We start from the raw sequence: 25,369 nt of genomic DNA, 5'->3' as shown, positions 1-25,369 counted from the left end.
CTCGAGCGATAAATTGACGGCGCCAGCGATCGACCCGCCATCACCGTGACATGATGGGACGGAAGAAGTGAGCAGTCTATCGCGATTGCACGATCGTCGCGTGCAACCGCCGATTACTCCTTTACCGCGCCGGTCAGCGAGGACACGTAGTAATCCACGAACAGCGAGTAGAAGATCGCAACCGGCAGCGAGCCGAGCAGCGAGCCCGCCATCAGCGCGCCCCACTGGTAGACGTCGCCGGTGACGAGCTCGGTCAGGATCGCGACCGGCACGGTCTTGTTGGCGCCGCTCTGGATGAAGGCGAGCGCATAGATGAACTCGTTCCAGGACAGCGTGAAGGAGAAGATGCCGGCCGAGATCAGGCCGGGCACGGCCAGCGGCAGCGTGATCCGGCGCAGGATCTGGAGCCGCGTCGCGCCGTCGACCAGCGCGCATTCCTCGAGCTCGTAGGGGATCGACTTGAAATAGCCGATCAGGAGCCAGGTGCAGAATGGCACCAGGAAGGTCGGGTAGACCAGGATCAGCGCCATCGGTGAGTCGAACAGGCCGAACTGCACCACGACGGTGGCGAGCGGAATGAACAGGATCGACGGCGGCACGAGGTAGGCGAGATAGATGCCGAGGCCGACATAGGGGCTGCCGCGGAAGCGCAGGCGTTCGATCGCATAGGCGGCAAGCGTGCTCGCGATCAGCGACAGCGTGGTCGAGCCGATCGCAACCAGCATCGTCGTCCACAGCCAGCGGGGATAGGCGGTGTCGAACAGGAGGTGCTTGATGTGCGCCAGCGTCGGCGAGGAGATCCAGAACGGATTGTGCGCCTTGTAGTTCATCAGCTCGGCGTTCGGCTTGAACGAGGTGATCGCCATCCAGTAGAACGGAAACAGCAGGATCAGCACGAAGCAGCCGAGCGGCAGGTAGATCATCATCAGCCGCCGCAGCCCGGAATCCCAGGCCATGGTGTCGGGCGCCGCCTTGGTGTCGGGTGTGGCTTGCGCGACGGTGTCAGTCATTGCTCTCTCCCTGCTGCCATTTGCGGCGCGCCAGGCCGAAATAGGAGAACAGCGTCGCGAACACCAGGAACGGGATCATCGACACCGCGATGGCGGCGCCTTCGCCGAGCTCGCCGCCGGCAATGCCGCGCTGGAAGGCCAGCGTTGCCAGCAAATGGGTGGAGTTGCCGGGGCCGCCGCGGGTGATGGCGTAGACGAGCTGGAAGTCGGTGAAGGTGAAGATGATCGAGAACGTCATCACGATGGCGAGGATCGGCATCATCATCGGGAAGGTGATGTAGCGGAAGCGCTGCCAGGCGCTGGCGCCGTCGAGCATCGCAGCCTCGTAGAGCGAGGGCGAGATGGTCTGCAGGCCCGCCAGCAGCGAGATCGCGACGAAGGGAATGCCGCGCCAGATATTGGCGACGATCAGCGAGAAGCGCGCCGGCCAGGGCGAGCCGAGGAAGTCGATGTTGCTCGACCGCCAGTGCAGCACGTCGACCAGGAGATAGGAGATGATCGAGAATTGCGGATCGTAGATCCACCAGAACGCCAGCGCCGAGAGCACCGTCGGCACGATCCAGGGCAGGAGAATGATCGCCCGCAGCAGGCTCTTGAACGGAAAATGGTTGTTGAGCAGGAGCGCCAGCCAGAAGCCGAGCGCGAACTTCCCGAACGTCGCTATGCCCGTGTAGACCACGCTGTAGAACACCGCGTTCCACCACAGGGGATCGGTGAGCAGATACTGGAAGTTTTCCAGGCCGACATAGTCGCCCTTGCGGCCGATCGTGGTGTCGGTGAAGGCGAGCCAGATGCCGAGGCCGAGCGGATAGGTCAGGAACACCGCCAGCAGCCCGATCGCGGGCGCAAGGCACATCACGATCAGGAACGGCTTGTAGTCGAACAGGCGCACCAGCCAGGACGGCTGCCGCTGGGCCAGGGCGAGAGGGGGAAGTGTGGTCACGGACATCGTGTCGTTGTCCTGTTCAGGGCTATCACCACACCGTCATTGCGAGCGAAGCGACTTGTCCGCCGAGGCCTTGGCGAAGGCGGAAGCAATCCAGTGTGTTTCCGCGGATGCAGTCTGGATTGCTTCGTCGCTTTGCTCCTCGCAATAACGGTTGCTTTGTCGGCGGCCGTTACTTCTGCCGCCGGAAGTATCGCTTGCAGCGCTGTTCGGCTTCCGCGGCTGCGGCTTCCGGCGTGGCAGCGCCGGTCGCGACCGACGCGCACATCTGAATCAGAACGTAGTCGGCGCTGACGGCACCGGTCGCCGTCGAGATCGGGCCCCTGTAGCCGTCATAATAGGTGCTGTTCATGGTGTCCTTGAACAGCTTCACCTTGGGGTCCTGCGACCACACGGCGGCATCGGCATAGGCGGCCAGCGGCTGGGCCCAGTAGCCGGAGTTGGCATTGAGCCACGGCTCGTACTGGTCCTTTTCCAGCATGTATTGCAGGAAGGCCTTTGCGGCGTTGGGATACTGGCTGTGCTTGAACACCATGGCGTTCAACGTCAGGCCGGCCATCGGCGAGATCTTGGCGACGCCCTTCGGCAGCAACTGATGCTCGCTGTCGTCGGCGATCGCCTTGGTCGCCGGATCGTTCTTCAGCGAGAAGTACAGCGAGACGCCGTTGGCGGTCAGCGCGATCTCCTGCGAGGAGTAGGCGCGGTTGTTGCTGACGTCGTTCCACGAGGTCGTGCCGGCGATGAAGGTCGGGTAGAGCTGCTTGACCCAGTTCAGCGCGGCAATCGTCTCCTTGCTGTTGATGGTGACGTTACCCTCTTCGTCGAGCAGGGCGGCGTTGTGTGACCACAGTGCCCAGTTCGCAAAACCGTTGCCGTCGCCCTTGGCGTTGCCGAGCGCGAAGCCGGCCGGCTTGCCGGCCTTCTGCAGCTTCTGGCAGAGGTCGACGATGCCGGCGTGGTCCTCCGGCACCTTGTCGAAGCCGACCGATTGCAGGATCGACTTGCGGTAGATCAGCGGACCCGCGGTGGCGCCGAACGGCAGTCCGATCCAGGCGTCGCTCTTGTTCCTCTTGCCGTAGCGCTGCGCCAGCGGCAGCCAGCCGCCGTAACGCTTGCCAACATAGTCGGCGACGTCGGTCAGCTCGATCAGCTTGTCGATGTAGATGTGCGGAGCATCGGAGAAGCCGATGATGATGTCGGGGCCGGCACCGGAATTGGCCGTCACCGCGGTCTGCTGGTTGATGTCCTCCCAGCCGACGAAATCGACCTTGACCTCGACCCCGGTCTCCTTGGTGAATTTGGCCGCGTTGGCGCGAAACACGTCCTCGTCGGCCTGCACGAACCGCACCGGCCGCAGCATGCGCAGGCTCGCGCCCTTCTCGATCGCGAGCTTGGGGGCCGGCACATCGGCGGCCTTGATCTGTGATGGCGGTGTTTGCGCCGCAGCACCGGTTGCCGCGAACGTCGCAGCGGACAGGCCCAGCGCCAAGGCGTCACGACGTGTCAGGTCGTTCCTCATCAGTTCCTCCCTGTTGTCTCCCTTCCCGGCGTTGATCGCCGGTGAAGGGTCTTCCTGTTTCCGGCGCGTCGTGCGGCCGGCCGCCTAGCTGTTCGGTCCGCGATCCATGCTGACGGGCTGCCAACGGCGGAGCGCGGTGCTTTGCAGCACCGACGGATTGACGCAGCTTACCGGCCACATGCCCTGAAGCACCAGTGACAATTCGTAGCCCACGCGGCGCTTGCGTGCCTCGTCGAACCGTGCCGAGGCCGAGGCGACATGGGCGGTCAGGGTCACGTTCTCCATGCTGAGGATGGGATTGTTGTGCGAGGGCGGCTCCTTCTCCAGCACGTCGAGGGCGGCGTGCGCGATCCAGCCCTCCTGCAGCGCCTTGATCAGGCTCTCCTCGTCCACCGTGGCGCCGCGACCGGTGTTGATGAAGATCGAGCCCTTCTTCATCTGCCGGAAGTGCTTCTCGGTCAGCATGTGGTGCACTTCGGGCCGCGCGGGCGCGTGCATCGAGACGAAGTCGGATTGCGACAGCACCTCGTTCAGCGTCGCGGGGATGACGCCGTGGTCGTACATCAGCGTTTCCTGGATGAAGGGGTCGTAGGCCATCATGCGCAGGCCGAACGGCGCGGCGCGCTTCGCAACCGCGCGCGCGACGCGTCCGAACGAGATGAAGCCGAGCGTCTGGCCCATCAGCCGCGGGATCTTCAGCAGCGCCGGCCGGCCCTCGGCCCAGCGGCCGCTGCGCACCATCCTGTCCTGCTCGACCAGGCGGCGGAAGCCGGCGAGCAGCAGCATCATGGCGTGGTCCGCGACCTCCTCGATGAAGGTGTCGGGGATGTTGGTGACGGGAATGCCGCGCGCGGTGGCGGCCTTCACGTCGACGCTGTCCACGCCGACCGAGCCGAGCGTGATGACCTTGCAGTTCTCCAGTGCGTCGATGATCGACTTGGTGATCGGGATGCCCTTGGCATAGATGGCGTCGGCGTTTTTCGCGGCGGCAATGAACTCGGCCTCGTTGGCCGGAGCTTCGATGATCTCGGCGTCGATCGGATCAAGCGCCTCGCGCTCGTAGGAATAATCGCTGCCCGCGACCGTGAAGCTCGCGCCCTTCGGCGTCACCACCCTGTATTTCGGCATTTCCTGCTCCCGATTTGGTTTGTCGGTTCTTGTTGCGGCCCGGCCTTCTCGGCGGGCCTTTGCGTCTTTTACGCGAAATCGGGGTGCGTGCGTACAATCGCCGGTTGCCGGCTTGACCATTATTTGCCGGTTTTCGCGGCATCGTCAGGGCTTCTACGGAGGCACGTAAGTAACTTGCTAAGGGGTCACACACTAAAAGTTGATTCAAATAAAAAGGTCTGCGCGAGCCCGCGTCACCCGAGGAGCCCATCGTGAAGTTAGAGCTGGCTCCGGAAATCTGGACAGGGCGGTAAGTGGAGTTTCTGCCTGACGGCGGGCAAGATTGTCCCGCGAATCAGGAGAGACGATGAGCAGACGAGCCCGCCGGCAACACGCACCGGCATTCAAGGCCAAGGTGGCGTTAGCGGCGATCAAGGGCGAGATGACGCTGGCCCAGCTGGCTGAGCATTTCGACGTGCACCCGAACCAGATCACGCAGTGGAAGTCCCAGCTTCAGGAGGCGGCGGCCGAGGTGTTTGGTCCTGGCGGTGGCAACAGAGCGAGCGAGTCCGCGGTAGACGTGAAAACGCTGCACGCCAAGATCGGGGAGCTGACGCTTGAGAACGATTTTTTAGAAGGCGCGCTCAGCAAAGCCGGCCTGCTGAGCGCAAAGCGATGATCGACCGTGAGCACGACCTGCCGATCACCAAACAGGCGGAAGTTTTGAAGATCAGCCGTGGCAGTATCTATTATCTACCACGTCCGGTGTCGCCCGCCGACCTCGCGATCATGCAGCGGCTTGACCGGCTGCACCTGGAGTTTCCTTTCGCCGGTTCGCGAATGTTGCGAGACCTGCTGGCTGCCGAGGGGTGCAAGATCGGCCGCCGGCATGTCAAAACGCTGATGCGGCGGATGGGGATAGAGGCGCTCTATCGCCGGCCGCGTACCACCAAGCCCGAACCCGGGCACAAGATCTATCCGTATCTGCTGCGCGGGATGGAGATCACAGGCCCGAACCAGGTCTGGGCGATGGACATCACCTACATCCCGATGGCGCGCGGCTTCGTCTATCTCGCGGTGGTGCTGGACTGGTTCAGCCGCCGGGTGCTGTCGTGGCGCGTCTCGATCACTATGGAAGCCGCATTCTGCGTCGAGACGCTGGAGGACGCTCTCGCTCGCCATGGCAAGCCGGACATCTTCAATACCGACCAAGGCTCGCAGTTCACGGGCGCCGCGTTCACCGGCATGCTCGCCAGTCATGGCATCGCCATCAGCATGGACGGTCGGGGCGCCTGGCGCGACAACGTGTTCGTCGAGCGTCTGTGGCGCAGCATCAAATACGAAGAGGTCTATCTGCGCGCCTACGACACCGTGTCCGACGCCCGCGCCTCGATCGGCCGATACCTCGCCTTTTACAATGGCCGGCGTCCCCACTCGAGCCTTGACGGCGGCACCCCCGATCAAGCTTACTTCAGCCCGCTGCCGTTCCGCGCGGCAGCCTAACTCTGGCAGAAACTCCACTTATCGACGCGGAATTGCTGTTCAGATAACCGGGGCCAGCTCTGTTGAGCAATCTGAAGATCGCCCCCAAGCTTGGCATCCTTGTCGGTGTTACCCTGTTCGGCCTTTGCATCTCCGGAGTTCTCGCCGGCTACCTGATGAAGCAGGAGATGGTGAATGCGCGCATCGACCAGGCCAAGGCGATCGTCGAGTTGGGGCGCAACTACGCCGCTGCGCTGAAGAAGCGCGTCGATGCCGGCGAGATGACGAAGGACGCGGCCATGGCCGAGCTTCGCCGCTACGGCAATGCGATGACCTACGACAACGGTGCGGGCTACCTGTTCGGCACGTCCTATGACGGCATCACGCAGCTTGCCCCCGATCCGAAGCAGATCGGCGCCAACCGCATGGATGTGGTGACCAACGGCCGCAGGCTGTCGGTCGAGCTGATGGATGGCGTCAAGGCCAATGGTTCGATCCTGCTGTATTATGAATACATGAAGCCCGGCCAGGAGAAGCCGATCCGTAAGCTCGGCTACGCGGTCGCCGTTCCCGGCTTCGACATGTATCTCGGCACCGGCGCCTATCTCGAGGATATCGACGCCAAGATGGGGCCGGTCTACTGGCTGCTCGGCCTCGCCATGCTCGGCATCGTCATCGTCGCCGGCAGCGTCGCCTGGATGATCGGACGCAGCATCAGCCGTCCGCTGGCGCTGCTCGGCGCCCGCATGAAGGATCTCGCCGACGGCAAGCTCGAGGGTGACATTCCCGGCGTCGGCCGCGGCGACGAGGTCGGCGCAATGGCCTCGACCGTTCAGATCTTCAAGGACAATGCGGTCCGTATTCGTGACCTCGAGAAGACCGAGGCGGACGCCAAGGAACGCGCCGCGGCGGATCGTCGCAGCGCGATGGAAGAGATCGCCAACGACTTCGAACGCAGCGTCAACGGCATCGTTCGCTCGGTCTCCTCGGCCGCGGCCGGCATGCAGAGCACGGCGCAGTCGATGACGGCGACCGCGAGCGACGCCTCCTCGCGCGCGGCGACAGTCGGCGCGGCTTCGCAGAAGGCCTCCGGCAATGTCGGCACGGTTGCCGCCGCCGCCGAAGAGCTGTCGAGCTCGGTTGCGGAAATCTCCCGCCAGGTGACGCGTTCGACCGAAGTGGCGAGCCGGGCGGTCAACGACGCCGAGCGCACCAACGCCACGGTGCAGGAGCTCTCCACCGGCGCGGAGAAGATCGGCGAGGTGGTCAAGCTCATTCATTCGATCGCGGCGCAGACCAACCTGCTCGCGCTCAACGCCACCATCGAGGCGGCGCGCGCCGGCGAGTCCGGCCGCGGCTTCGCCGTCGTCGCCTCCGAGGTCAAGGCGCTCGCCAACCAGACCGCGAAGGCCACCGAGGAAATCTCCGCCCAGGTCGCGGCGATGCAGACCTCGACCAGCGATGCGGTCGCGGCGATCGGCGGCATCACCCAGACGATTGCCGAGATGAGCGAGATCACGGCGGGCATTTCCGCCTCGATCGAGCAGCAGGGCGAGGCGACGCGCGAGATCGCCCGCAACATCCAGTCGGTCGCCGCCGGATCGAACGAGATCAATGCCAATATTGGCAGCGTCACCTCGGCCGCGGAAGCGACCGGCACCGCCGCCACCGACGTGCTCACCAACGCCCGCGAGCTGGACAGCCAGTCCGGCGCGCTACGCAGCGCGGTGGACGGCTTCCTCGCCAAGGTGCGCGCGGCGTAAGCTCAAGCGCACGGAATTCGTAGGGTGGGCAAAGACGCGTAAGCGTCGTGCCCACCTTTCTTTTTGAGTTCGCTGTGACGTCTCGGTGGGCACGTTACACTTTGCCCACCCTACGAGACCGTCTTACTGCTTCTCGATCTTCGCGTTGGTGATCAGCCTCTCCCACAGCACCAGCTGCTCGTTCACGAAGGTGCCGAGCTGTTCCGGCGTGCCCGAGAAGGCATCCATGCCGAGGGTGGCGAGTTGCGCCTTGATCTCCGGCTTCTCGACGATCTTCCTGATCTCGGCGTTGAGCCGCGTCACGATCTCCTTCGGCATGCCGGCCGGACCGAAATAGCCCTGCCACGAGGAGATGTCGAAGTCCGGCACGCCGGCCTCCTGCATCGAGGGCAGGTTCGGCACCAGCGGAGAGCGGTCCTTGGTGGTGACGGCGAGCGCGCGCAGCGCGTTGCCGTTGACGTGCGGCAGGCCGGTCAGGATGTCCACGAACATCATCGAGACGCGGCCGCCCATGACGTCGTTGAGCGCCGGCGGCGAGCTCTTGTAGGGCACGTGCAGCAGGTCGAGCCCGGCATTGTGCGCGAAGGTCGCCCCCGACACGATCGCCGACGACGAGCCCGAGGCGTAGCTCAGCTTGCCCGGATTGGCCTTGCCGTAGGCGACCAGCTCGCCGACGGTCTTGGCCGGCACCTCGGGGTGAATGACCAGCATGAAGGGCAAATCGCCGGTGCGCGCGATCGGGGTGAAATCCTTGACCGGATCGTAAGTGAGGCTCTTGAGCAGGTAGGGATTGGCCGAATGCGTCGTGTTGGTCGTCACCAGCAGCGTGTAGCCGTCGGGGGCGGCGCGCGCGACAAAAGTTGCCGCGATCATGCCGTTGGCGCCCGCCTTGTTCTCGATCACGATGCCGACGCCGAGCGCCTGCGACAGATGCTGCGAGATCAGCCGGGTCGTGGTGTCGGTGCCGCTGCCGGCCGCGAAGGGCAGCACCAGCGTGATGTTGCGGCTGGGGTAATTGTCGGCCTGTGCGGCGGTCGAGGCGGCGAGGCAGAGCGCGGCCGTGCCGATGGTGCGCAGGTTTCGAATCAACGCTGAAAGCATGTCTGGTCGTTCCCTCTTTTTCGTTGGCGGGGAACCTAGCTTCTCTTTGTTGGAATCGGAAGGCTCGAGTTTGTTGCCTTGTCTCCGCGTCGCGGAATTATTTCACCGCCGCGCCCTGGCGCGAGGCGATCACGACGCCGGCGAGCACCAGCGCGTAGCCGATCAGGTGAAACGGCTGGAGCTTTTCGCCGAGCAGCAGGATCGCCATCGCCGAGCCGAACACCGGCACGAGATGGAAGAACGGCGCGGCCCGGTTCGGCCCGATCAGCGCCACGCCGCGGTTGAAGAAGAGATAGGCGAGCGTCGAGGGGAAGATCAGGATGTAGCCGAACGTTGCCAGCGTCACCCCATCGAATTGCATGACGTTGCCGCTCCAGGCCTCCCAGACGGCGGTGGGCAGCAGCATGATCGCGCCACAGCAGGTCGTGAAGGACAGGAAGGAGAGCTGATGGACCTTCGGCCGGCGCGGGATGAAGGCGGAGTAGAGTCCGAATGCCACCAGCGAGGACGCGAACATGATGTCGCCCCTGTTGAAGCTGATGCTGGCAAGGGCGGAGAGATCGCCGCGCAGGATGATGGTCAGCACGCCGAGAAGCGAGATCGCGATGCCGGCCAGCTGCGCAGCCGTCAGCCGCACGCCGAACAGCGCCAGCGACCACAGCGCGACAAACAGCGGTCCGGCCGACTGGATCAGCAGCGCGTTCAGCGCTTCGGTGTATTGCAGCGCCCAGTACGAGATCGCGTTGTTGAAGGCAAAACCCACCAGCGACAGGAACAGCATCAGGGGCAGGCTCTTGCGCAGAGCCGGCCAGTCGCGCTTCAGATGCGGCCAGGCGAACGGCAGCAGGATGAGGAACACGCCGAACCAGCGGATCGTGGTCACCGTCAGCGGCGGCACATGCGCGCCGACATGGCGCGCGAGCACGATGTTGCCGGCCCAGAACAACGAGCTCAGGCTGAGCAGCAGATAGGGCTGGTTGTTGAGCCAACTGGCCGGATTCGAGGCTGGTGGCGCGGGCGAAGCGGTCGTCATTGGGGTCGGATACAACCTTGCGCCGGATTGCCGTCGCGACACAAGTCACGCCGCCGCAATGCTACAATGCACGCATGACCTGAGGAGGTGCCGTTGGCGGTCAATATGTTGAACATCAAGGGCCTGGAAGGGCTCGACCGGCATGCGCCGGTGGTGATGCTGAACCTGATGCGCTTCCACGCGCGCTCGCGCGACGGTGACGGTTCGGGCTGGGACGCCTATTTGCGCTACAGCGCGATCACCGTTCCCATGATCAAGGCACGCGGTGGCACGCTGCTCTGGACCGGCGAGGCCAAGGCGGTCGCGCTCGGCCCGCAACCGGGCAATGACTGGGATTTCGTCGCGCTGGTCCACTACCCCACCGTCGCAGCCTTTCTCGACATGATGACGTCGGAGGCCTACGAGCGTGAAGCCGACCCCCACCGCGTCAACGGCTGCGCCGAGCACGTCATCATCGCGACGAGCGAGGCGTACAGCAAGTTCAAGATGAAGTAGCGCGCGCTCTTGCGTGTGAGCCTTTCGTGAAGGCAGAGCCGCCGGCCTATTTCTTCCGCTCCGCGCGCGCATCCGGCATCGACGCATCCACAGCGGCGTGGCACGCCGTCTGCAACAGGCGGCAGACCTCCTCCGTCGACCGCTGCGGGCTCAGCGCTGCGAAGGTCGGATAGCTCGTCAGTACGAAGATCAGGTCGACGGCATCCTGCATGGCCCGCTTTGCGGCACGGCTCTCGGTGATGCGTGTCACCAGTCCCGTAACAAGCTCACGCCGCCGTTCGTTGCGCGCGACCAGCGCATTGCCGAATTCGGGATCGGTTGCGATCGCCTGGTTGAGGCCGCCGATCGCGGGGTCGTGCGCCCAGAAGGTGCAGAAGATCGCGACGACGCGATCGAGCGCGGCGCGTGGATCCGGCAACGCCATCACGTCGGCCAGTTCGAACAGCCCGCCCTGCCGTGCGATGTCGTCGAACACGGCCTCCAGCAGTCCGCGCCGGGATCCGAACTGGTTGTAGACGGTCAGCCGCGTGACGCCGGCCGCCTTCGCCACCACGTCGAGCGAGAAGTTCGCGATGCTCGCATCCTTGCGCAGCAGGCGCGCGCCGGCCGCGATGATGCGTTCGCGCGTCTCCGCGGCCGCGGAGGCGCGGACCGAGCTCACATAGCTGCGCTTCGGCATCGCCCTGCCATTGTCTTGACGTATTGATTATACATAATGTATATCCAATTTAGAAGCCGGTTTGGAGCTTGCCATGCAGACTGCCCTCGTAATCGCACTGTCGCTTCATGTGTTGTCGTCCGTGTTCTGGGCCGGATCAAGCTTTGCGCTGGCGCGAACCGGAGCAGCCGGGGGCGAGCAGCTCGTCGGTCCGCAACTCGGCGCGGCTATGATTGCGATCCTTACCGGCGGCTATCTCGGGCATCTCGTTCATTCCGGCAGCTTTGGCGCGGCCGAGCAAGTGCTCGCGCTTGGTGCGGTTTGCGCGCTGATCGCAGCCGGCGTTCAGGCCGCAACCGGTCCTCGTGCGCTGCTGAGCTTGCGTCGTGGCACGAGCGAGGCGACCGATGTGCGTTCGCGCATCGCGACCGCCCAGCGCGTGGCCGCCGCTCTGCTCGCCATCACCGCCCTCTGCATGGGCGCGGCGCGCTACATCTAGGGGCTCGTTCATCCAAGGTAACAGCCGACGGCGAGGCGCCACAACGGCCCCGAGGCCGGCAGGCACTCTCGCAAGCAGAACTTTGCAATAGCGCGGCATCCCGCCGCTGAAGAAGGAAAAGCAATGTCCAGGATGATTCTGCTGAACCTGCCCGTGCGCGATCTCGCCGCATCGACGGAGTTCTATGTGGCGCTCGGCGGTACGGTGAACCCTCAGTTCTCGGGCGAGAGTTCGACCTCGCTCATGATCACGGACGCGATTGGCGTGATGCTGCTGACCCACGACCACTATCGCCAATTCACCAAACGCCCGATTGGTGACCCGCGCCGCGACAGTCAGGTCTTGATCGCCCTCACGGTCGATGACCGCGACGCCGTCGATGCAACGCTGACTCGCGCGGTGGCGGCGGGTGGTCGCGCCGATCCCAACCCGGCACAGGATCTCGGCTTCATGTATAACCGCCACATTGAAGATCCGGACGGCTATGTTTGGGAAATCGTATGGATGAACCCATCAGCGAGCACCTGACCGCAGAACGCTGCGCGGCGAGCTGACAAGGCGGGCTAGCTCGCCTGCTTCCTTGACGCCGCGAACACGCCCGACAGCACCAGCGCGAAACCGATGAAGTGGAACGCCTGCGGGCGTTCGCCCAGGAAGACCATCGCCATGATCGAACCGAACACCGGCACGACGTGGAAGAACGGCGCGGCGCGGTTGGCGCCGATCAGGCGCACCCCGCGATTGAAGCAGAGATAGGCGAGGGTGGAGGGGAAAACCGCGACATAGAACAGGGTCAGCAGGTTCGGCGCGTCGAACTTCATCACGGGCCGCGCGGACAGTTCCCAGATCTCCAGCGGAATGAGGCAGGCGGCGCCGGCGCCGAAGGTGAAGGCGAGGAACGACAGGCCGTGCATCGCCGGCCGCTTCAGGCTCAGCACCGAATAGAGCGCGAAGATCAGCAGCGCGAGGAGGAAGATGAGGTCGCCCTTGTTGAACTCGATGTTCGACAGCGTGGTGAAATCGCCATGCAGCAGGATGGTCAGCACGCCGCACATCGACAGCAGTACGCCGAAGGCCTGCGCCGCGGTGAGCCTGATGCCGAGGATCGCCAGCGACCACAGCGCCACGAGCAGCGGCGCGGCCGACTGGAGCAGCAGCGTGTTGAGCGCCTGGGTGTGCTCCAGCGCCCAGTATTGCAGGGTGTTGAAGGCGCCGATGCCGGTGATCGAGAGCGTCACCATCAGGCCGAGCTTGCCGCGGATCGCCGGCCAGTCCTGTGCGAGATGTTTCCAGGCGAACGGCAGCACCAGGAGGAACGCGAAGGACCAGCGCAGGAACGACAGCGTCACCGGCGGGATGTGGCCGGCGGCAAGCCGCCCGACGATGGCGTTGCCGGCCCAGCACAACGCGGTGATGCTGAGCAGCAGGTAAGGCTGGTTCGCGACCCAGTTGTGACCGGATGTTTCGGTGCTCGTGGTCTGGTCCGTGGCGGACATCGTGATTGTTATGGCCCCGCGTCATGCGCCGAAGCCCCGGCCCGGCGATGTCCGGGCCGGCTCATAGCCCGGCACCGTCCAAAGACACGGAAATATGCCTGATATCAATGGCGCAGATGCATCGCCATCATGCGCCGCGCGGAACGGCGAAACTTCAGGAAGCCGCCTGTGCGCCGCTTGGCCCCGCATTCGGGTGCATCGCTGCCCGTGCGGCCCAACCTCCGCCGAGAATCGCGCCGGTAAAGCCGCCGCCGCCCGTGAACGCCGAGGCGAGATAAAGGCCGTTGATGGCGGTCGCCGGCATTGGCTTGGATCCGCGCGTTTGCGGTGCGAAGCCGTAGATCGCGCCGCCGGGCGTGTTGAGGTAATGCGCGAAGGTTTCGGACGTCGACATCTCGCGCTGCGTGATCGCGCCGGCGATTCCGGGATAATTCCGGTCGAGATCGGCAATGACGAGATCCATCCAGCGCTCCTTGCGGGAGCGCTTTGCTTCGGCGGACAGACCGGTCCAGTTCGCGAGCCGGTCGACGCCGACGAGCGCGCCGAGATAAGGCGGCCTCTCGTTCAGGCCCGTATCGATCTGATCGTAGGCGACGAAGCCGTAGGGGGGGAGACGTGCCGGTGGATCCTCGCCCAGCAGTGCGCCGGCCTCGCGGAAACCGGAGAGTTTCGTCAACCACCCCGGCAGCACGCTGGTCGAATAGTGCCTGACGCCGAAATCGCCGGACGGCCGGCTGAGACCGATCGCTATGCTCCAAAGTGAGATCGATGGTTGCCGGTCTTCGTAGCGCGACAGGAACGCGGCGCGCTTGTCCTGCGGCAGCATCGAGGCCAGCACGGAGGGCGCCGCGTTGCCGAGCAGAATCGGCGCCAGCTCCTCGCGCACATCATCGGCCCTCGTCGCGCGATGACGCACGCCGCGGGCGCGGGCGCCGTCGACCAGAATGGTCTCGACCTCGCGTCCCGCCTCTACCGCACCGCCCGCGTCGCGAATGATCGCGATCAGGCGATCGCTGAGCGCCTGCGACCCGCCGCGGACATAGTGTCCGCCGCCGACGAGATAGGAGGCCTGCGGAATCGCAAACTGGATGAAAGGCATCGTGTCGGGATCGTCGGTGTAGTAGCTGAGGTTGGAGGCAAGCGCGAGCTTGATCGCCTCGCTGTCACCGAACAGGCGGGTGAGCACTTCGCTCAAGGTCGCGTGCCGGTCGCGGATCAGCGGCCACAGGCGCCACGGCAATGTCGGCGCGTTCCAGAGCCACCAGTCGCGGTCGTCCTGATGCTCGCTCATCAGCGCCACCGCCTGCCGGACGGCGTCGATGCGCTCGAAATATTGGGCGATGCCCTTGGCGTGCGCCGGAAACTGCGCCTTCGCCGCGGCCGAGGCGGCTTCGAGGCCGTGCGGCATCACGAAGGGGCGCTCGAACAGAGGGCTCCGCACCTCGTGCAGCGCGCCGACATCCACGAAGGGCAGATCGCGATCGATGCCGAGCGCGCGCAGGATCGGAAGCTTGGGATCGGAGGCGTCCAGGCCGTCGATCTCGTGCAGCGAGGCCTCGATCGCGAGCTGGCCGTGACGATAGACCGTGGCCGCTCCCCCGAAATTCTGGTTGCGCTCGAGTACCAGAACCTCGTGGCCTGCGCGGGCGAGCAGGGCCGCCGCGGTCAGGCCGCCGAGCCCCGATCCGATGGTGATGGCGTCAAAGCTGCGTGACATCTCGGGTGACCTCGCTGCAACATTGAGGCAGACGCCTGGTCCGCCTCCATGGCTCCCGGTTCCATACTAGGAGCGCGCAGCAGGGGGCGCGATTGACCTGCGTCAATCGCTGTCGGTGGAAATTTGTGCGGGTCCGAAATGATCTGAAATATCGCGGTCACAAATCTCTATCGCTTGCGTTTGCTGCGGATCGCGAAGGGCTTCAGCAGCTCGGCGCAGGCGAGATAGACGACGACGAGCAGCGCGATGCCGGCCATCATCAACGGCGGCGGCGCGACAAAGCCGAACCAGGTGCCGACCGGGGTGAACGGCACGACCATCGCGACCAGCAAGGCGATCAGCGACGAGGCCGACAGCACTGGATCGGGCCAATTGCGCCACGGTCGGCCGTTGGTGCGGATGACGAAGATCACCAGGATCTGCGTCGCCATGGATTCGATGAACCAGGCGGTGCGGAACTCGCCGGGCGATGCGTGAAACAGCATGATGAGGGCGCCGAAGGTCAGGAAGTCGAACACCGACGACAGCGGTCCCATGATCGCGGCGAAGCGCGCCAGGTTCGACATGCTCCACACCTGCGGCTGCGCCGTTGCCTGCGCCGAGACCCGGTCGAAGGGAATGCCGAGCTCCGAGAGATCGTACAGCAGGTTGTTGAGCAGGATCTGCGTCGGCAGCATCGGCAGGAACGGCAGCACCATCGAGGCGATCGCCATCGACAGCATGTTGCCGAAATTCGAGCTTGCGCCCATGCGGACATATTTGAGGATGTTGGCGAAGGTGCGCCGTCCTTCCGCGACGCCGTCGGCGACGACCTCGAGATCCGAAGCGAGGAGGATCATGTCGGCGGCGGCCTGCGCCACGCCGGTCGCGCCGTCGACCGACAATCCGACGTCGGCGACCTTCAGGGCCGGTGCGTCGTTGATGCCGTCGCCGAGGAAGCCGACCACTTCGCCGCCCGCCTGAAGCGCCCTCACGATGCGCGACTTCTGGTCCGGCGCGAGGCGGCCGAACGCGTCCGTGGAGCGCACCTGCACGGCGAGCGCCGCGTCGCTGAGCGCCGCAACGTCGGTCCCCGACAGTACGCGCTCGGGGTTCAGTCCGACCAGGCTCGCGAGCCGCTTCACCACCACGGGGTCGTCGCCCGAGAGGATCTTCAGGCCCACGCCGCGCGCCGCGAGCTGCGCGATTGCGGCCGCGGCCGTCGGCTTCGGCGGATCGGCGAAGGCGCAAAAGCCCTCGAAGGCGAGATCGGTCTCGTCCTCCGTCTCGACCTCGCGCAGCACGCCGCTCCACGCCCGCGAGGCGATCGCCACGGTGCGCAGGCCCTCGCTCGCGAGCTCACGCACGCGCGCCAGCGCAGCAATGCGCGCGCTCTCGTCCATCGTGCACAATGTGAGCACGGCTTCCGGCGCGCCCTTGACGATGAGTAGCGTGCCTTCGGGGCCGGTCGCGAGCACCGATCCCAGCCGGCGCGAGAAGTCGAAGGCCTGCCGCCCGGCCAGCGTCCAGCCCTGCGCGGCGTCGGGCCGGCCGGCGACGAGCGCGGCATCGAGCGAGCCGCGATCGCCGCCGAGCGATGCTGCGATGGCGCCGAGCTGCGCAGCACGGGCGTTGTCCTTGCCCTCGCCGTCGAGACTTCCGGCGAGCGTGATCTCGGCCGAGGTCAGCGTGCCCGTCTTGTCGGTACACAGGACGGTCATGGCGCCGAGATCGTGGATCGCGGCCAGCCGCTTCACGATCACCTTGCGGCCGGCCATGCGCAGCGCGCCGCGCGACAGCGTCACCGTGGTGATCATCGGCAGCAGCTCCGGCGTCAGCCCGACCGCGAGCGCGACCGCGAACAGCAGCGAATCGAGCACAGGCCGGCCGAACACGACGCGGACGGTGAGCACGACCAGCACCAGCGCGAGCGTGGCCCGCGCGATCACGAGGCCGAACTCGCGCAAATCGCGCTCGAACGGGGAGGGAGCCTGCGCCTCGGCGAGCGCGGATGCGGCCGCGCCGAACACGGTGTCGCGGCCGGTCCTGACGACGAGCGCGATCGCCTCGCCCGTTTGCGCCACGGCGCCGCGGAACAGTGCGTTCGACGTGTCGTCGGGATCGGTGGCAGCGCCTGGGCGCTTCTGCACTGGATAGGGCTCGCCGGTGAGCGCGGCCTCCCCGGCCGTGAAGGCGGTGCTCTCCAGGATCAGCGCATCCGCCGGGATGATGTCGCCGGCGCGGACGCGCAGGAGGTCGCCCGGAACGACGTGGTCGACGTCGATCTCGCGGAAGGCGCCGTCGCGCCTGACCTCGGCCTTGAGCGCCACCGAACGGCGGAGGATCTCGGCGGCGCGGACTGCGTGGCCCTCCTGGATGGTGTCGAGCCCGATGGAGCCGGCGAGAATCAGCACGATGATGAGCCCGCCGATGTCGTCACCGGTCAGCATCGAGACGATGCCGGCGACCAGCAGGATCAGCGACAGCGGCTCCAGCAGCCGGCGCAGGATCGCGCGCATCGCGCCCTCGATGCGCGGCGGTGCATCGCTGTTCGGCCCGAACCGGCCGAGGCGCTTGGCGGCCTCGGTCGCGGTCAGGCCCTGCAAGGAGCAGCCGAGCTGGGTGCAGAGCGCATCCGTCGGGAGGCGCCAGAACTGGCTCGCCTGGCTGTTCGGTGGCTTGGTCACGGCATATCCGGCATGGAGGCTTCTAGGCCCGGGAAGGGTAAGCGGTGGAGGTGACAGCCATCCCTTGGCGCAATCGCGGGCCGGAACGGTTGATGCGTGTCAATTCCGATGTCGCGGGGCCGCGAATCTTTCAGGATTTTAAGGTTATATCAAAGGCTTGGGGTGCCTTTCCGACCTCGAAAAAGCCCCGTTCTTGCTTGCCTAGAGGGGCCGCTTCCTTTATCCGGTTGGCTGCCTTGCGTGCGAGCGGCCTTGGGCCGCGGAGAGGGCTTGGCGCAGGCATGATCCCGGAAAAGTGGGCACCGGTTTTCCGCGAGGATCATGCCTCCTAGAGACAGATTGAATAGGGATTACCCGCGAATGGCCAATGTTGTCGTCGTCGGCGCCCAGTGGGGCGACGAAGGGAAGGGCAAGATCGTCGACTGGTTGTCGGAGCAGGCGGACATCGTCGTCCGTTTCCAGGGCGGCCATAACGCCGGCCACACGCTGGTGATCAACGGCAAGACCTACAAGCTCGCGCTGCTGCCCTCGGGCGTGCTGCGCGAACACAAGCTGTCGGTGATCGGCAACGGCGTGGTGTTCGACCCCACCGCGTTCCTCGACGAGGTCACCAAGCTGCGCTCGCAGGGCGTCGCCGTCTCTCCGGAAAATCTGCGCGTGGCCGAGAACGTCACCCTGATCCTGCCGCTGCACCGCGAGCTCGACGCGCACCGCGAATCCGCCAATGCGGCGACCGCGATCGGCACCACGCGCCGCGGCATTGGACCGGCCTATGAAGACAAGGTCGGCCGCCGCGCCATCCGCCTGATGGACCTCGCCGACCTCGACACGCTGCCGCACAAGATCGACCGGCTGCTGGCTCACCACAACGCCTTGCGCCGCGGCCTCAATCTGCCGGAGTTCGACGGCAAGGATATCCTGAAGGAATTGACCGCGCTGGCGCCGCAGCTGCTGCCATATGCCGAGACGGTGTGGCGGCTGCTCGACATCAAGCGCCGCGAAGGCAAGCGCATGCTGTTCGAGGGTGCGCAAGGCGCGCTGCTCGACGTCGACCACGGCACCTACCCCTACGTCACCTCGTCCAACACGGTGGCGGCGCAGGCTGCGACCGGCTCGGGCCTCGGCCCCGGCGCGGTCGGCTACGTGCTCGGCCTGTGCAAGGCCTATACGACCCGCGTCGGCCAGGGCCCGTTCCCGACCGAGCAGGACAACGAGATCGGCCGCAAGATCGGCGAGCGCGGCCGCGAGTTCGGAACCAATACCGGGCGGCCCCGCCGCTGCGGCTGGTTCGACGCCGTGCTGGTCCGCCAGGCGGTCCGCACCTGCGGCATCAATGGCCTCGCGCTGACCAAGCTCGACATCCTCGACGGCTTCGACTCGATCGAGGTCTGCACCGGCTACAAGCTTGACGGCAAGGAGATCGACCACTTCCCGGCCGGCGAGGGCGCCCAGGCCCGGGTCGAGCCGATCTACGAGACCATCGAGGGCTGGAAGGAGCCGACCGCCAGTGCACGGTCCTGGGCCGATCTGCCGGCCCAGGCCATCAAATATGTCCGCCGGATCGAGGAATTGGTGGGGTGCCCGGTCGCGCTGCTTTCCACCAGCCCCGAACGCGAAGATACTATCCTGGTGCAAAATCCGTTTGAGGCTTAACGATCTCTTACCGGGACGCGCGTATAGTTGAGTAGAAATGGCTGATTACTATCCGCTGATCGCCCGCGCTATTGCCGCCCTGGATCCCAACGCTCCCGGCGAAAGCCGTCGCGCGCTCTATGAGCGGGCGCGCACGGCGCTGATCGCACAGCTGCGCAGCGTGCAGCCGCCGCTCTCCGAATCCGAGATCACCCGCGAACGGCTGTCGCTGGAAGAGGCTGTCCGCAAGGTCGAATCGGAGGCCGCCCAGCGTGCCCGCGAGGCCTCGCGCCCCGGTGGTGGCGGCACCCGCAGCAGCGGCAGCGGCGATGCCTTCCGCCGCGCCAGCACCCGTGCCACCGAAGGCAATCCGGCCGCAGCCCCACCGGCTGCTCCGCCGCGCGCCCGTCCGGCACCGCCGCCGCCGCGCGCCGACCGCCCGTCCTTCAACGTCGATGACCAGGGCGAGGCCCAGCGTCCGCCGCGCGCGCCCCGTTTCGATGCGCCGCGCCAGCCCGGTCCGCCGGCGCCGCCGCCGCCCGAGCCGCCGGTCCCGCCGCCTGCCGGACGCGAGCGCGCGGGTGGGCGCCGTCCGCCGGACATCGGACCTCCGCCGCCGCTGCCGCCCGCACCTGGCGTGCGCGGCTTCCGCGACATCACCGCCGACGTCAACGATCTCGGCGGCGCCGCCGCGCAGGCCAATCGCGCCGCGCGCCGCACCTACGCCAACGTGCCCTCGCCCTCGCCGGAATTCGACCGGCTGGAGCCGAGCCTGGAGAACCGCGCCGGCGAGGGCGATGCGCCCTATTCCTATGACGAGTCGGTCGAGGAGGCCGAGCGCTATGCGCCGCGGCAGCCGTCGGGGCGCCCGCACATCCCCGTCCTCGACCGCGACGCCAAGAAGCCCAAGCGCGCCCGCTCCGTCTTCCCGTTCAAGAGCGCGATCGCCCTTGGCATCGTGCTGATCCTGGTCGGCGTCGCAATCGTCGCGCGCGAGTCGCTGGTCAAGACCGCGACCAATCTGTTCAAGTCCTCGCCGACCCAGGTGGTGGAGGCGCCGAAGGATGCGTCCCAGCCGCAGAGCAAGCCGAAGATCCCCGATCGCGTCGGCCAGCCCTCGGCCAGCGACCAGCCGGTCGCGCCGGTGGCGCAGAAGGTCGTGCTCTATGACGAGGATCCGTCCGATCCGAAGGGCAAGCAATATGTCGGCTCGGTGGTGTGGCGGCTCGAGCCGATCAAGGCGTCGGGCAACCAGAAGGCCGACGTCGCCGTGCGCGCCGACATCGAGATTCCCGACCGCAAGTTCAAGATGACGATGTCGTTCCGCCGCAACACCGACTCCTCGCTGCCGGCGAGCCACACCGCGGAATTGACCTTCATCCTGCCGCAGGATTTCCCGGGCGGCAGCGTCTCCAACGTGCCGGGCATTCTGATGAAGTCGAACGAGCAGGCGCGCGGCACGCCGCTCGCAGGGCTCGCGGTCAAGGTCACCGACGGCTTCTTCCTGGTCGGCCTGTCCAACGTCGACGCCGACCGCGCCCGCAACGTCCAGCTCCTGAAGGAGCGTTCCTGGTTCGACGTGCCCCTGGTCTACGCCAACCAGCGCCGCGCCATCATCGCGATCGAGAAGGGCGCCCCCGGCGAGCGCGCCTTCAACGACGCGTTCGCGCAGTGGGGCGATTAGACCACTGGTGCTGCGCACCGAACCGGAATGACATCCTGGATGGATGACTACTGCGCGGCCGCTTCCCGCTTGCGCGATGCCGCGGCGGCGGCGTGCTCGCGGTCCATCACGGCGCGGCAGCCGGGACTGACCTGCGCCTTGTTCCGCACCATGCACGCGGTGATCCGCGGGATGTCGGGAATTTCACTGGAGCACAGCCGCATCGCATCGCCCGAGCACATCTGCTGCGCTTCGGACGAGAAGGCGAAGCCGGGCGATGTCTGGAATGCGACGGCGGTGGTGGCGAGGGCGAAGAGAGTTGCGATGGTCCGGTTGCGTGTCATGCTGAATGTGTCCCCGAGTTCCGTGGGCTTGAGCCGCTTGGTTTTGGGGCGCCTCACGCGGCTTGACCTGCCGCATGTCTCAGCCATCACGCCGGGAACCTCATCCCGCATGTGGTTGCTCGATCTCTCGTGATGTTCGAATCGAAAAGTGCTGCGCCGCCCGAGCCAAGTATGCGCCATTGTCGTATGGCTGCAATGGTCCGCGCGAACGAATTCGCAATTGTTGCGCGCACGTCACGCAGAAAGCGACGCGTTGCGTCAGATGAGGCGATAGGATGGCGTGCTTGTGGCGTCGCTCTCGCCAAGTGCGGCGGCGTGTTCCTCGACTGCGGTGACGCCCTTCGCCGTGAGCTCGAACAGATCGCCGTCCTTCATCACGTAGCCGTCGGCGATCAACTGTCCCATCTTGCCTTGCCGGTCGTCGGCAAAGGCAATGGATTGACTGATGTCCCTGAGGATCGAGAGCTGTTCGTCGCGCAGCATGGCTTCACCTCTCCGTTCGCAGGGACTGTTTCCGATCTTCACATGCCGTGACTGGCGAACACCTTGCTGCACGACTTCGACAGCTTGGCCCGGTTGGCCTGCAGGCAGCTCTGCACCGCGCCGTCATTGCCGAGGTCCTTGCGGCACAGCCGCGAGGCATCGCGCGAGCAGGCGTTCTGCTCCTGCGGTGTGCCCATGTGGCCTTGCGCGAGAGCCGGCGCGCTCGACAGGCCACCGAGGGTTGCAAGCGTGATCGTCGCCAGAAGAAATTTGCGGGACATCGGCGGCTCCGGTCCGAGAGGGGTCATTCAGGTCCTGTCTGAACTCGTCGCCTTGCCACTTGTTCCCCCGGGGAGGAGTCGGCGCCCGCTATTCAAGGTTCCCGAGGCGCTGCTATAACAGGGCCAAAGTGTGAGGGTCTTTGATGAAACGCTATCTGGTGTTTGCGCTGGTCGGGCCGTTTGTCGGCGGGTTCCTGCTGCTGCTGACGACGACCTACCAGTCCGGTTACTGGACCCAGACCAATCTTGGCGAGGTCGGCAAGCTGTTCGCAGTGTTCTTCAAGACCCTGCAATACAGCTATCTGTTCGGCTTCCTGCCGTCGCTGATGATCGGCGCGGTCGATGACATCCTGCTCCACATCCGCCGGGTCGGCCCGGTGCTGCGGATGCTGCTGGTCGGCCTGTTCGCTTTCGTCCTGGCCTCGCTGACCTACAGCTCGCGCGGGCCGGATTCGGGTGCGGTTCAGTTCATCCTGTACGGCCTGGTCGGCTTCGTGCCGTCGGTGCTTTCCTCCTGGCTCGTGCATAGATATGTCGAGGAGCCGCAAGCGGCGGCGGCGCCGACCTGACCCGCGCGACGTTCGGGCGCGGTGCAGCAACCTCGGCCGCGCTCGCGAGTTTCCCCTGGGCCATGACCATGTCCGACGACGATATTCTTGCTCCGCGCAAATCCCGTTCCGGGAGCCGTTCGCGGGCCACCTTCTCAGGCACGGAACCACGCGGGCCGATCATCGACCAGGACGGCCGCGAGATCCGGCCCGAGACGCTGGAGCAGGGATTTCGCGAGTTTCGTTTCGAGTTCGGCCAAAACAATCCCTTGGGAGGCAATCCGTTCGGCAACCTGACGCGCGAGCAGCGCATCGCGCGGCTCGAGGCGATCGCCAGGCTGCTCGACGTCGCCTTCATCCTGCCCGGCACCAACATCCGCTACGGCATCGACGGCCTGATCGGACTGATCCCCGTCGTCGGCGACATCATCACCACCGCGATCTCGCTGTGGCTGGTGCGCGAGGCGCGCGCGCTGGGCGCGCCCTGGTACCTCACGGCGCGCATGCTCGGCAATGTCGCGGTCGACGGCGTGGTCGGCATGGTGCCGCTTGCGGGCGACGCCTTCGACGTCATGTTCCGCGCCAACATGCGCAACATGCGCCTGCTCCGCCGCTGGCTCGACAAGCAGCCGCGGATTTAGGAGCTGGAAGTATCTCGATTGAGGTGAGCGAGCGGCAGGCTCGGTGCACCTCTCCCGCTTGCGGGAGAGGTCGGCGCGTAGCGCCGGGTGAGGGCTTTCGCCTCTTGGGGGTCCTCGATTGTGTAGACACCCTCACCCCAGCCCTCTCCCGCAAGCGGGAGAGGGAGAACTAAAAAAACGCAAAAAGCGCGATAGCCTTTCGGCCATCGCGCCTTCTGCGCACATCGGGCTTGGCGAAAAAACTTACGCCGCGTCGGCGTCGGCCTCGGCAGCCGGTTCGGGCTTGCGGCGACGGGGCAGCGGGAAGGCTTCGCTCTCATAGAGCGAGCGGATGCCGTTCTGGTCGAAGCGCGCTTCCTCGACCTGGAGATAGGCGCCGTTCAGCGAATCCGTCGGCAACTGCTCCATCGCGAACTGCACGGCTTCGGCCGCGGTGCCGAACCGGCGATAGGTGAAGCCGGCACGCTTCTTCTTGCGGATCGCGGCGGGGAAGAGCTCGGCGGAGGTGTTGAAGTTGAACGGACGCAGTGGACGCATGGTCAAAGACCTCGTGATCTTCTCTGGGGCTTTAAGCGCGTGGGGTTTGGGAGGGCGGAGGCCAATCGCGTGGGCCCGCCGCACATGTCATTTTCGCCCTCTAATATAGGCCGTTTTGACAAAATTGCGACCCCTGCGATGGGAGATGATGAATCCGCGCATGGCAGCCCCGCAAGGGCTATAAATCAAGTAATTTCAATTAGTTGAATGGTTTATAGTTTGCCAAGAAGCAACAGCACGACCAGTACCACGAGCACGACGCCACCGATCCCCATGCCGGAATGGCCCATGCCGTAGCCGTAACCGCCGACGCGGCCGGACAGGCCGCCGAGCAGGTAGATGATCACCAGGATGATCAGGATGGTCCCGAGCGACATGGCATCCTCCCTGGCGGCCGCCAAATCGCGATGATCGGCCGCACCGCCAGAGAAGAAAAGCACATCGCGCCGCCGGGTTCCATGGCGGAACCCAACGGCCCGCAACGTTTATTTCGGCTCGAGCTTCAGCGCCGCCGAGTTGATGCAGTAGCGCAGGCCCGTCGGCCCGGGGCCGTCGGGGAAGACGTGGCCGAGATGGCCGCTGCACTTGGCGCAGAGCACTTCGGTGCGGATCATGCCGTGGCTCACGTCCCTTTCCTCGTCGACATGGCTCTCGACGGCAGGCTGGGTGAAGCTCGGCCAGCCGCAGCCGGAATCGAACTTGGCGTCGGACTCGAACAGCACGTTGCCGCAGCCGGCGCAGACATAGGTGCCGGCACGGTGGTCGTGCTCATACTCGCCGGAGAAGGGACGCTCGGTCGCCTTCTCGCGCAGCACCGCGTACTGCATCGGCGACAGCTCGCGCCGCCACTGCTCTTCGCTCTTGATGACTTTGTCGTCCGTGGTCTTCGTCTTGGCGTCGGGCATGGGTCTCCCGTTTCTTGGTGGTCTCGCGATCAGTTGGTGGCCTTGCTGGCATTCACCAGCGTCGGCTTCTCAATGTAGTTATCCGCGAACAGCTTTTTCAGGTTCTCGACCTTGGGCAGGTCGTTATAGGCGATGTAGGGCTGGTTCGGATGCAGCGTCAGATAGTCCTGATGATAGGCTTCCGCCGGATAGAACGCCTCCAGCGCGCCGACCTTGGTCACGATCGGCTTGCTGAACACCTTGGCGCCGTTGAGCTGGGCGATATAGGCCTCGGCCACCTTCTTCTGCTCGTCGGAGGTGGTGAAGATCGCCGAGCGATATTGCGTGCCGGTGTCGGGGCCCTGGCGGTTGAGCTGGGTCGGGTCGTGCGCCACCGAGAAGTAGATCTGGAGGATCTTTCCGTAACTGATCTTCTTCGGGTCGTACTTGATCTCGACCGATTCCGCGTGGCCGGTCCGGCCGCTCGAGACGGTCAGGTAGTCGGCGGTCGCCCTGGTGCCGCCGGCATAGCCGGAGACCGCGTTGACGACGCCCGCAGTGTGCTGGAACACGCCCTGCACGCCCCAGAAGCAGCCGCCGGCGATCACGGCGGTCTGGATGCCGCTCGCCGGCGCCGCGTCCATGGTCGGGGCGGGGATCACGACCGCATCCTCGGCGGCCCGGGACGGCACGGCAAAGGCCAGCGTCAGGGCGGTCGTAGCAGCCAGCAGGGACAGGAGGGCGGGACGGCGCATGGCGGATCCTCTTTCCGGAAGGTGGATATTCTAGGTCGGTTGGCGCCGGGCGAACAGCCTGCCCGGCGGCATTTCAGTCACCTGAGATACGGGGACAGGTGCCGATTGT

General features: G+C 65.6%; 26 protein-coding genes. 9 read left to right on the top strand and 17 right to left on the bottom strand.

Features of this window, described 5'->3' with window-relative positions; translation table 11 throughout:
• Window positions 1-113: 113 nt before the first annotated feature.
• The 4 genes from ACE10W_RS32860 to ACE10W_RS32845 form a co-directional block, all read right to left on the bottom strand.
• Window positions 114-1,010 carry a carbohydrate ABC transporter permease gene (locus tag ACE10W_RS32860; RefSeq protein WP_011089803.1) on the bottom strand — a complete coding sequence of 299 codons (897 nt, stop codon included), beginning with the start codon at window positions 1,008-1,010 and terminating at the stop codon, window positions 114-116.
• Entirely contained in the window at window positions 1,003-1,959 is a 957-nt protein-coding gene (locus tag ACE10W_RS32855) for a carbohydrate ABC transporter permease (protein WP_011089802.1), read from the bottom strand. The genes ACE10W_RS32860 and ACE10W_RS32855 overlap by 8 nt, the downstream gene beginning before the upstream one ends.
• A gap of 169 nt (window positions 1,960-2,128) precedes the next feature.
• Entirely contained in the window at window positions 2,129-3,475 is a 1,347-nt protein-coding gene (locus tag ACE10W_RS32850) for an ABC transporter substrate-binding protein (RefSeq protein WP_011089801.1), read from the bottom strand.
• An 84-nt stretch (window positions 3,476-3,559) separates the two neighbouring features.
• Window positions 3,560-4,603, bottom strand: a complete 1,044-nt coding sequence (locus ACE10W_RS32845; RefSeq protein ID WP_028173062.1) for a C-terminal binding protein — start codon at window positions 4,601-4,603, stop codon at window positions 3,560-3,562.
• Between the two features lie 346 nt (window positions 4,604-4,949).
• On the opposite strand from ACE10W_RS32845, the gene ACE10W_RS32840 reads away from it, so the two are divergent.
• Together ACE10W_RS32840 and ACE10W_RS32835 are read left to right on the top strand one after the other, a co-directional pair.
• Window positions 4,950-6,085 (top strand): IS3-like element ISBj3 family transposase gene (locus tag ACE10W_RS32840; RefSeq protein ID WP_085973330.1). Its coding sequence is split into 2 segments (ribosomal slippage): window positions 4,950-5,208 and window positions 5,208-6,085, totalling 1,137 coding nucleotides; the frame shifts between segments, so codons are not numbered across the junction.
• Window positions 6,086-6,144: 59 nt separating this feature from the next.
• Window positions 6,145-7,827, top strand: a complete 1,683-nt coding sequence (locus tag ACE10W_RS32835; RefSeq protein WP_375762786.1) for a methyl-accepting chemotaxis protein — start codon at window positions 6,145-6,147, stop codon at window positions 7,825-7,827.
• A 123-nt stretch (window positions 7,828-7,950) separates the two neighbouring features.
• On the opposite strand, the gene ACE10W_RS32830 is transcribed toward ACE10W_RS32835, so the two are convergent.
• Together ACE10W_RS32830 and ACE10W_RS32825 are read right to left on the bottom strand one after the other, a co-directional pair.
• Window positions 7,951-8,928 carry a tripartite tricarboxylate transporter substrate binding protein gene (locus ACE10W_RS32830; RefSeq protein ID WP_028173064.1) on the bottom strand — a complete coding sequence of 326 codons (978 nt, stop codon included), beginning with the start codon at window positions 8,926-8,928 and terminating at the stop codon, window positions 7,951-7,953.
• 97 nt (window positions 8,929-9,025) lie between these two features.
• Window positions 9,026-9,961 carry a DMT family transporter gene (locus ACE10W_RS32825; RefSeq protein WP_038965523.1) on the bottom strand — a complete coding sequence of 312 codons (936 nt, stop codon included), beginning with the start codon at window positions 9,959-9,961 and terminating at the stop codon, window positions 9,026-9,028.
• A gap of 105 nt (window positions 9,962-10,066) precedes the next feature.
• Between ACE10W_RS32825 and ACE10W_RS32820 the strand changes: the two genes are divergently transcribed.
• Window positions 10,067-10,456 (top strand): DUF1330 domain-containing protein, encoded by a 390-nt coding sequence (locus ACE10W_RS32820; protein WP_171463860.1) that lies wholly within the window; start codon window positions 10,067-10,069, stop codon window positions 10,454-10,456.
• A 46-nt stretch (window positions 10,457-10,502) separates the two neighbouring features.
• Here ACE10W_RS32820 and ACE10W_RS32815 read toward each other — a convergent pair whose 3' ends face one another.
• Window positions 10,503-11,135 (bottom strand): TetR/AcrR family transcriptional regulator, encoded by a 633-nt coding sequence (locus tag ACE10W_RS32815; protein WP_028173067.1) that lies wholly within the window; start codon window positions 11,133-11,135, stop codon window positions 10,503-10,505.
• Between the two features lie 73 nt (window positions 11,136-11,208).
• On the opposite strand from ACE10W_RS32815, the gene ACE10W_RS32810 reads away from it, so the two are divergent.
• Together ACE10W_RS32810 and ACE10W_RS32805 are read left to right on the top strand one after the other, a co-directional pair.
• Entirely contained in the window at window positions 11,209-11,613 is a 405-nt protein-coding gene (locus tag ACE10W_RS32810) for a hypothetical protein (RefSeq protein ID WP_304548234.1), read from the top strand.
• A gap of 123 nt (window positions 11,614-11,736) precedes the next feature.
• Window positions 11,737-12,141 carry a VOC family protein gene (locus ACE10W_RS32805; protein WP_304548233.1) on the top strand — a complete coding sequence of 135 codons (405 nt, stop codon included), beginning with the start codon at window positions 11,737-11,739 and terminating at the stop codon, window positions 12,139-12,141.
• 35 nt (window positions 12,142-12,176) lie between these two features.
• Here the strand turns inward: ACE10W_RS32805 and ACE10W_RS32800 are convergent, their stop codons facing one another.
• The 3 genes from ACE10W_RS32800 to mgtA form a co-directional block, all read right to left on the bottom strand.
• Window positions 12,177-13,109, bottom strand: a complete 933-nt coding sequence (locus tag ACE10W_RS32800) for a DMT family transporter (protein ID WP_304548232.1) — start codon at window positions 13,107-13,109, stop codon at window positions 12,177-12,179.
• A 154-nt stretch (window positions 13,110-13,263) separates the two neighbouring features.
• Window positions 13,264-14,826 carry an NAD(P)/FAD-dependent oxidoreductase gene (locus ACE10W_RS32795; RefSeq protein WP_304548231.1) on the bottom strand — a complete coding sequence of 521 codons (1,563 nt, stop codon included), beginning with the start codon at window positions 14,824-14,826 and terminating at the stop codon, window positions 13,264-13,266.
• Window positions 14,827-14,993: 167 nt separating this feature from the next.
• Window positions 14,994-17,492, bottom strand: coding sequence for a magnesium-translocating P-type ATPase (mgtA, locus tag ACE10W_RS32790; RefSeq protein WP_304548230.1), 2,499 nt, complete (start codon window positions 17,490-17,492; stop codon window positions 14,994-14,996).
• 360 nt (window positions 17,493-17,852) lie between these two features.
• Between mgtA and ACE10W_RS32785 the strand changes: the two genes are divergently transcribed.
• Window positions 17,853-19,145, top strand: coding sequence for an adenylosuccinate synthase (locus tag ACE10W_RS32785; RefSeq protein ID WP_028173071.1), 1,293 nt, complete (start codon window positions 17,853-17,855; stop codon window positions 19,143-19,145).
• A 37-nt stretch (window positions 19,146-19,182) separates the two neighbouring features.
• Entirely contained in the window at window positions 19,183-20,808 is a 1,626-nt protein-coding gene (locus ACE10W_RS32780; RefSeq protein ID WP_304548229.1) for a hypothetical protein, read from the top strand.
• A 47-nt stretch (window positions 20,809-20,855) separates the two neighbouring features.
• Here the strand turns inward: ACE10W_RS32780 and ACE10W_RS32775 are convergent, their stop codons facing one another.
• The 3 genes from ACE10W_RS32775 to ACE10W_RS32765 form a co-directional block, all read right to left on the bottom strand.
• Complete coding sequence (locus ACE10W_RS32775; protein ID WP_370139528.1) at window positions 20,856-21,131, bottom strand: hypothetical protein; 276 nt, start codon at window positions 21,129-21,131, stop codon at window positions 20,856-20,858.
• Window positions 21,132-21,389: 258 nt separating this feature from the next.
• Window positions 21,390-21,614 (bottom strand): hypothetical protein, encoded by a 225-nt coding sequence (locus ACE10W_RS32770; RefSeq protein ID WP_028173074.1) that lies wholly within the window; start codon window positions 21,612-21,614, stop codon window positions 21,390-21,392.
• Between the two features lie 38 nt (window positions 21,615-21,652).
• The gene (locus ACE10W_RS32765) at window positions 21,653-21,895 is read right to left on the bottom strand and encodes a hypothetical protein (RefSeq protein ID WP_028173075.1); all 243 of its coding nucleotides are present in this window, start codon (window positions 21,893-21,895) and stop codon (window positions 21,653-21,655) included.
• 143 nt (window positions 21,896-22,038) lie between these two features.
• Here ACE10W_RS32765 and ACE10W_RS32760 point away from each other — a divergent pair, with 143 nt between their 5' ends.
• A complete protein-coding gene (locus tag ACE10W_RS32760) occupies window positions 22,039-22,464 on the top strand; it encodes a DUF5413 family protein (RefSeq protein WP_011089784.1) in 426 nt (141 codons plus the stop codon).
• Between the two features lie 62 nt (window positions 22,465-22,526).
• Window positions 22,527-23,084, top strand: a complete 558-nt coding sequence (locus ACE10W_RS32755) for a DUF4112 domain-containing protein (RefSeq protein WP_028173076.1) — start codon at window positions 22,527-22,529, stop codon at window positions 23,082-23,084.
• A gap of 243 nt (window positions 23,085-23,327) precedes the next feature.
• Here ACE10W_RS32755 and ACE10W_RS32750 read toward each other — a convergent pair whose 3' ends face one another.
• From ACE10W_RS32750 to msrA, 4 genes are all read right to left on the bottom strand, one after another.
• Window positions 23,328-23,621 carry a hypothetical protein gene (locus tag ACE10W_RS32750; protein WP_028173077.1) on the bottom strand — a complete coding sequence of 98 codons (294 nt, stop codon included), beginning with the start codon at window positions 23,619-23,621 and terminating at the stop codon, window positions 23,328-23,330.
• A gap of 212 nt (window positions 23,622-23,833) precedes the next feature.
• Window positions 23,834-23,998 carry a DUF3309 family protein gene (locus tag ACE10W_RS32745; protein WP_053815155.1) on the bottom strand — a complete coding sequence of 55 codons (165 nt, stop codon included), beginning with the start codon at window positions 23,996-23,998 and terminating at the stop codon, window positions 23,834-23,836.
• A gap of 108 nt (window positions 23,999-24,106) precedes the next feature.
• Window positions 24,107-24,526: a peptide-methionine (R)-S-oxide reductase MsrB gene (msrB, locus tag ACE10W_RS32740; RefSeq protein ID WP_028173078.1), complete on the bottom strand. Its 420-nt coding sequence runs from the start codon at window positions 24,524-24,526 to the stop codon at window positions 24,107-24,109.
• A gap of 29 nt (window positions 24,527-24,555) precedes the next feature.
• Window positions 24,556-25,260: a peptide-methionine (S)-S-oxide reductase MsrA gene (gene msrA, locus ACE10W_RS32735; protein ID WP_304548228.1), complete on the bottom strand. Its 705-nt coding sequence runs from the start codon at window positions 25,258-25,260 to the stop codon at window positions 24,556-24,558.
• Window positions 25,261-25,369 lie beyond the last annotated feature (109 nt).

This window comes from Bradyrhizobium sp. B025 (genome assembly GCF_042257955.1).
Taxonomy (GTDB): domain Bacteria; phylum Pseudomonadota; class Alphaproteobacteria; order Rhizobiales; family Xanthobacteraceae; genus Bradyrhizobium; species Bradyrhizobium diazoefficiens.
Note: the sequence above shows the minus strand (reverse complement) of the source record. Positions and strands in the feature narration are given on the sequence as shown.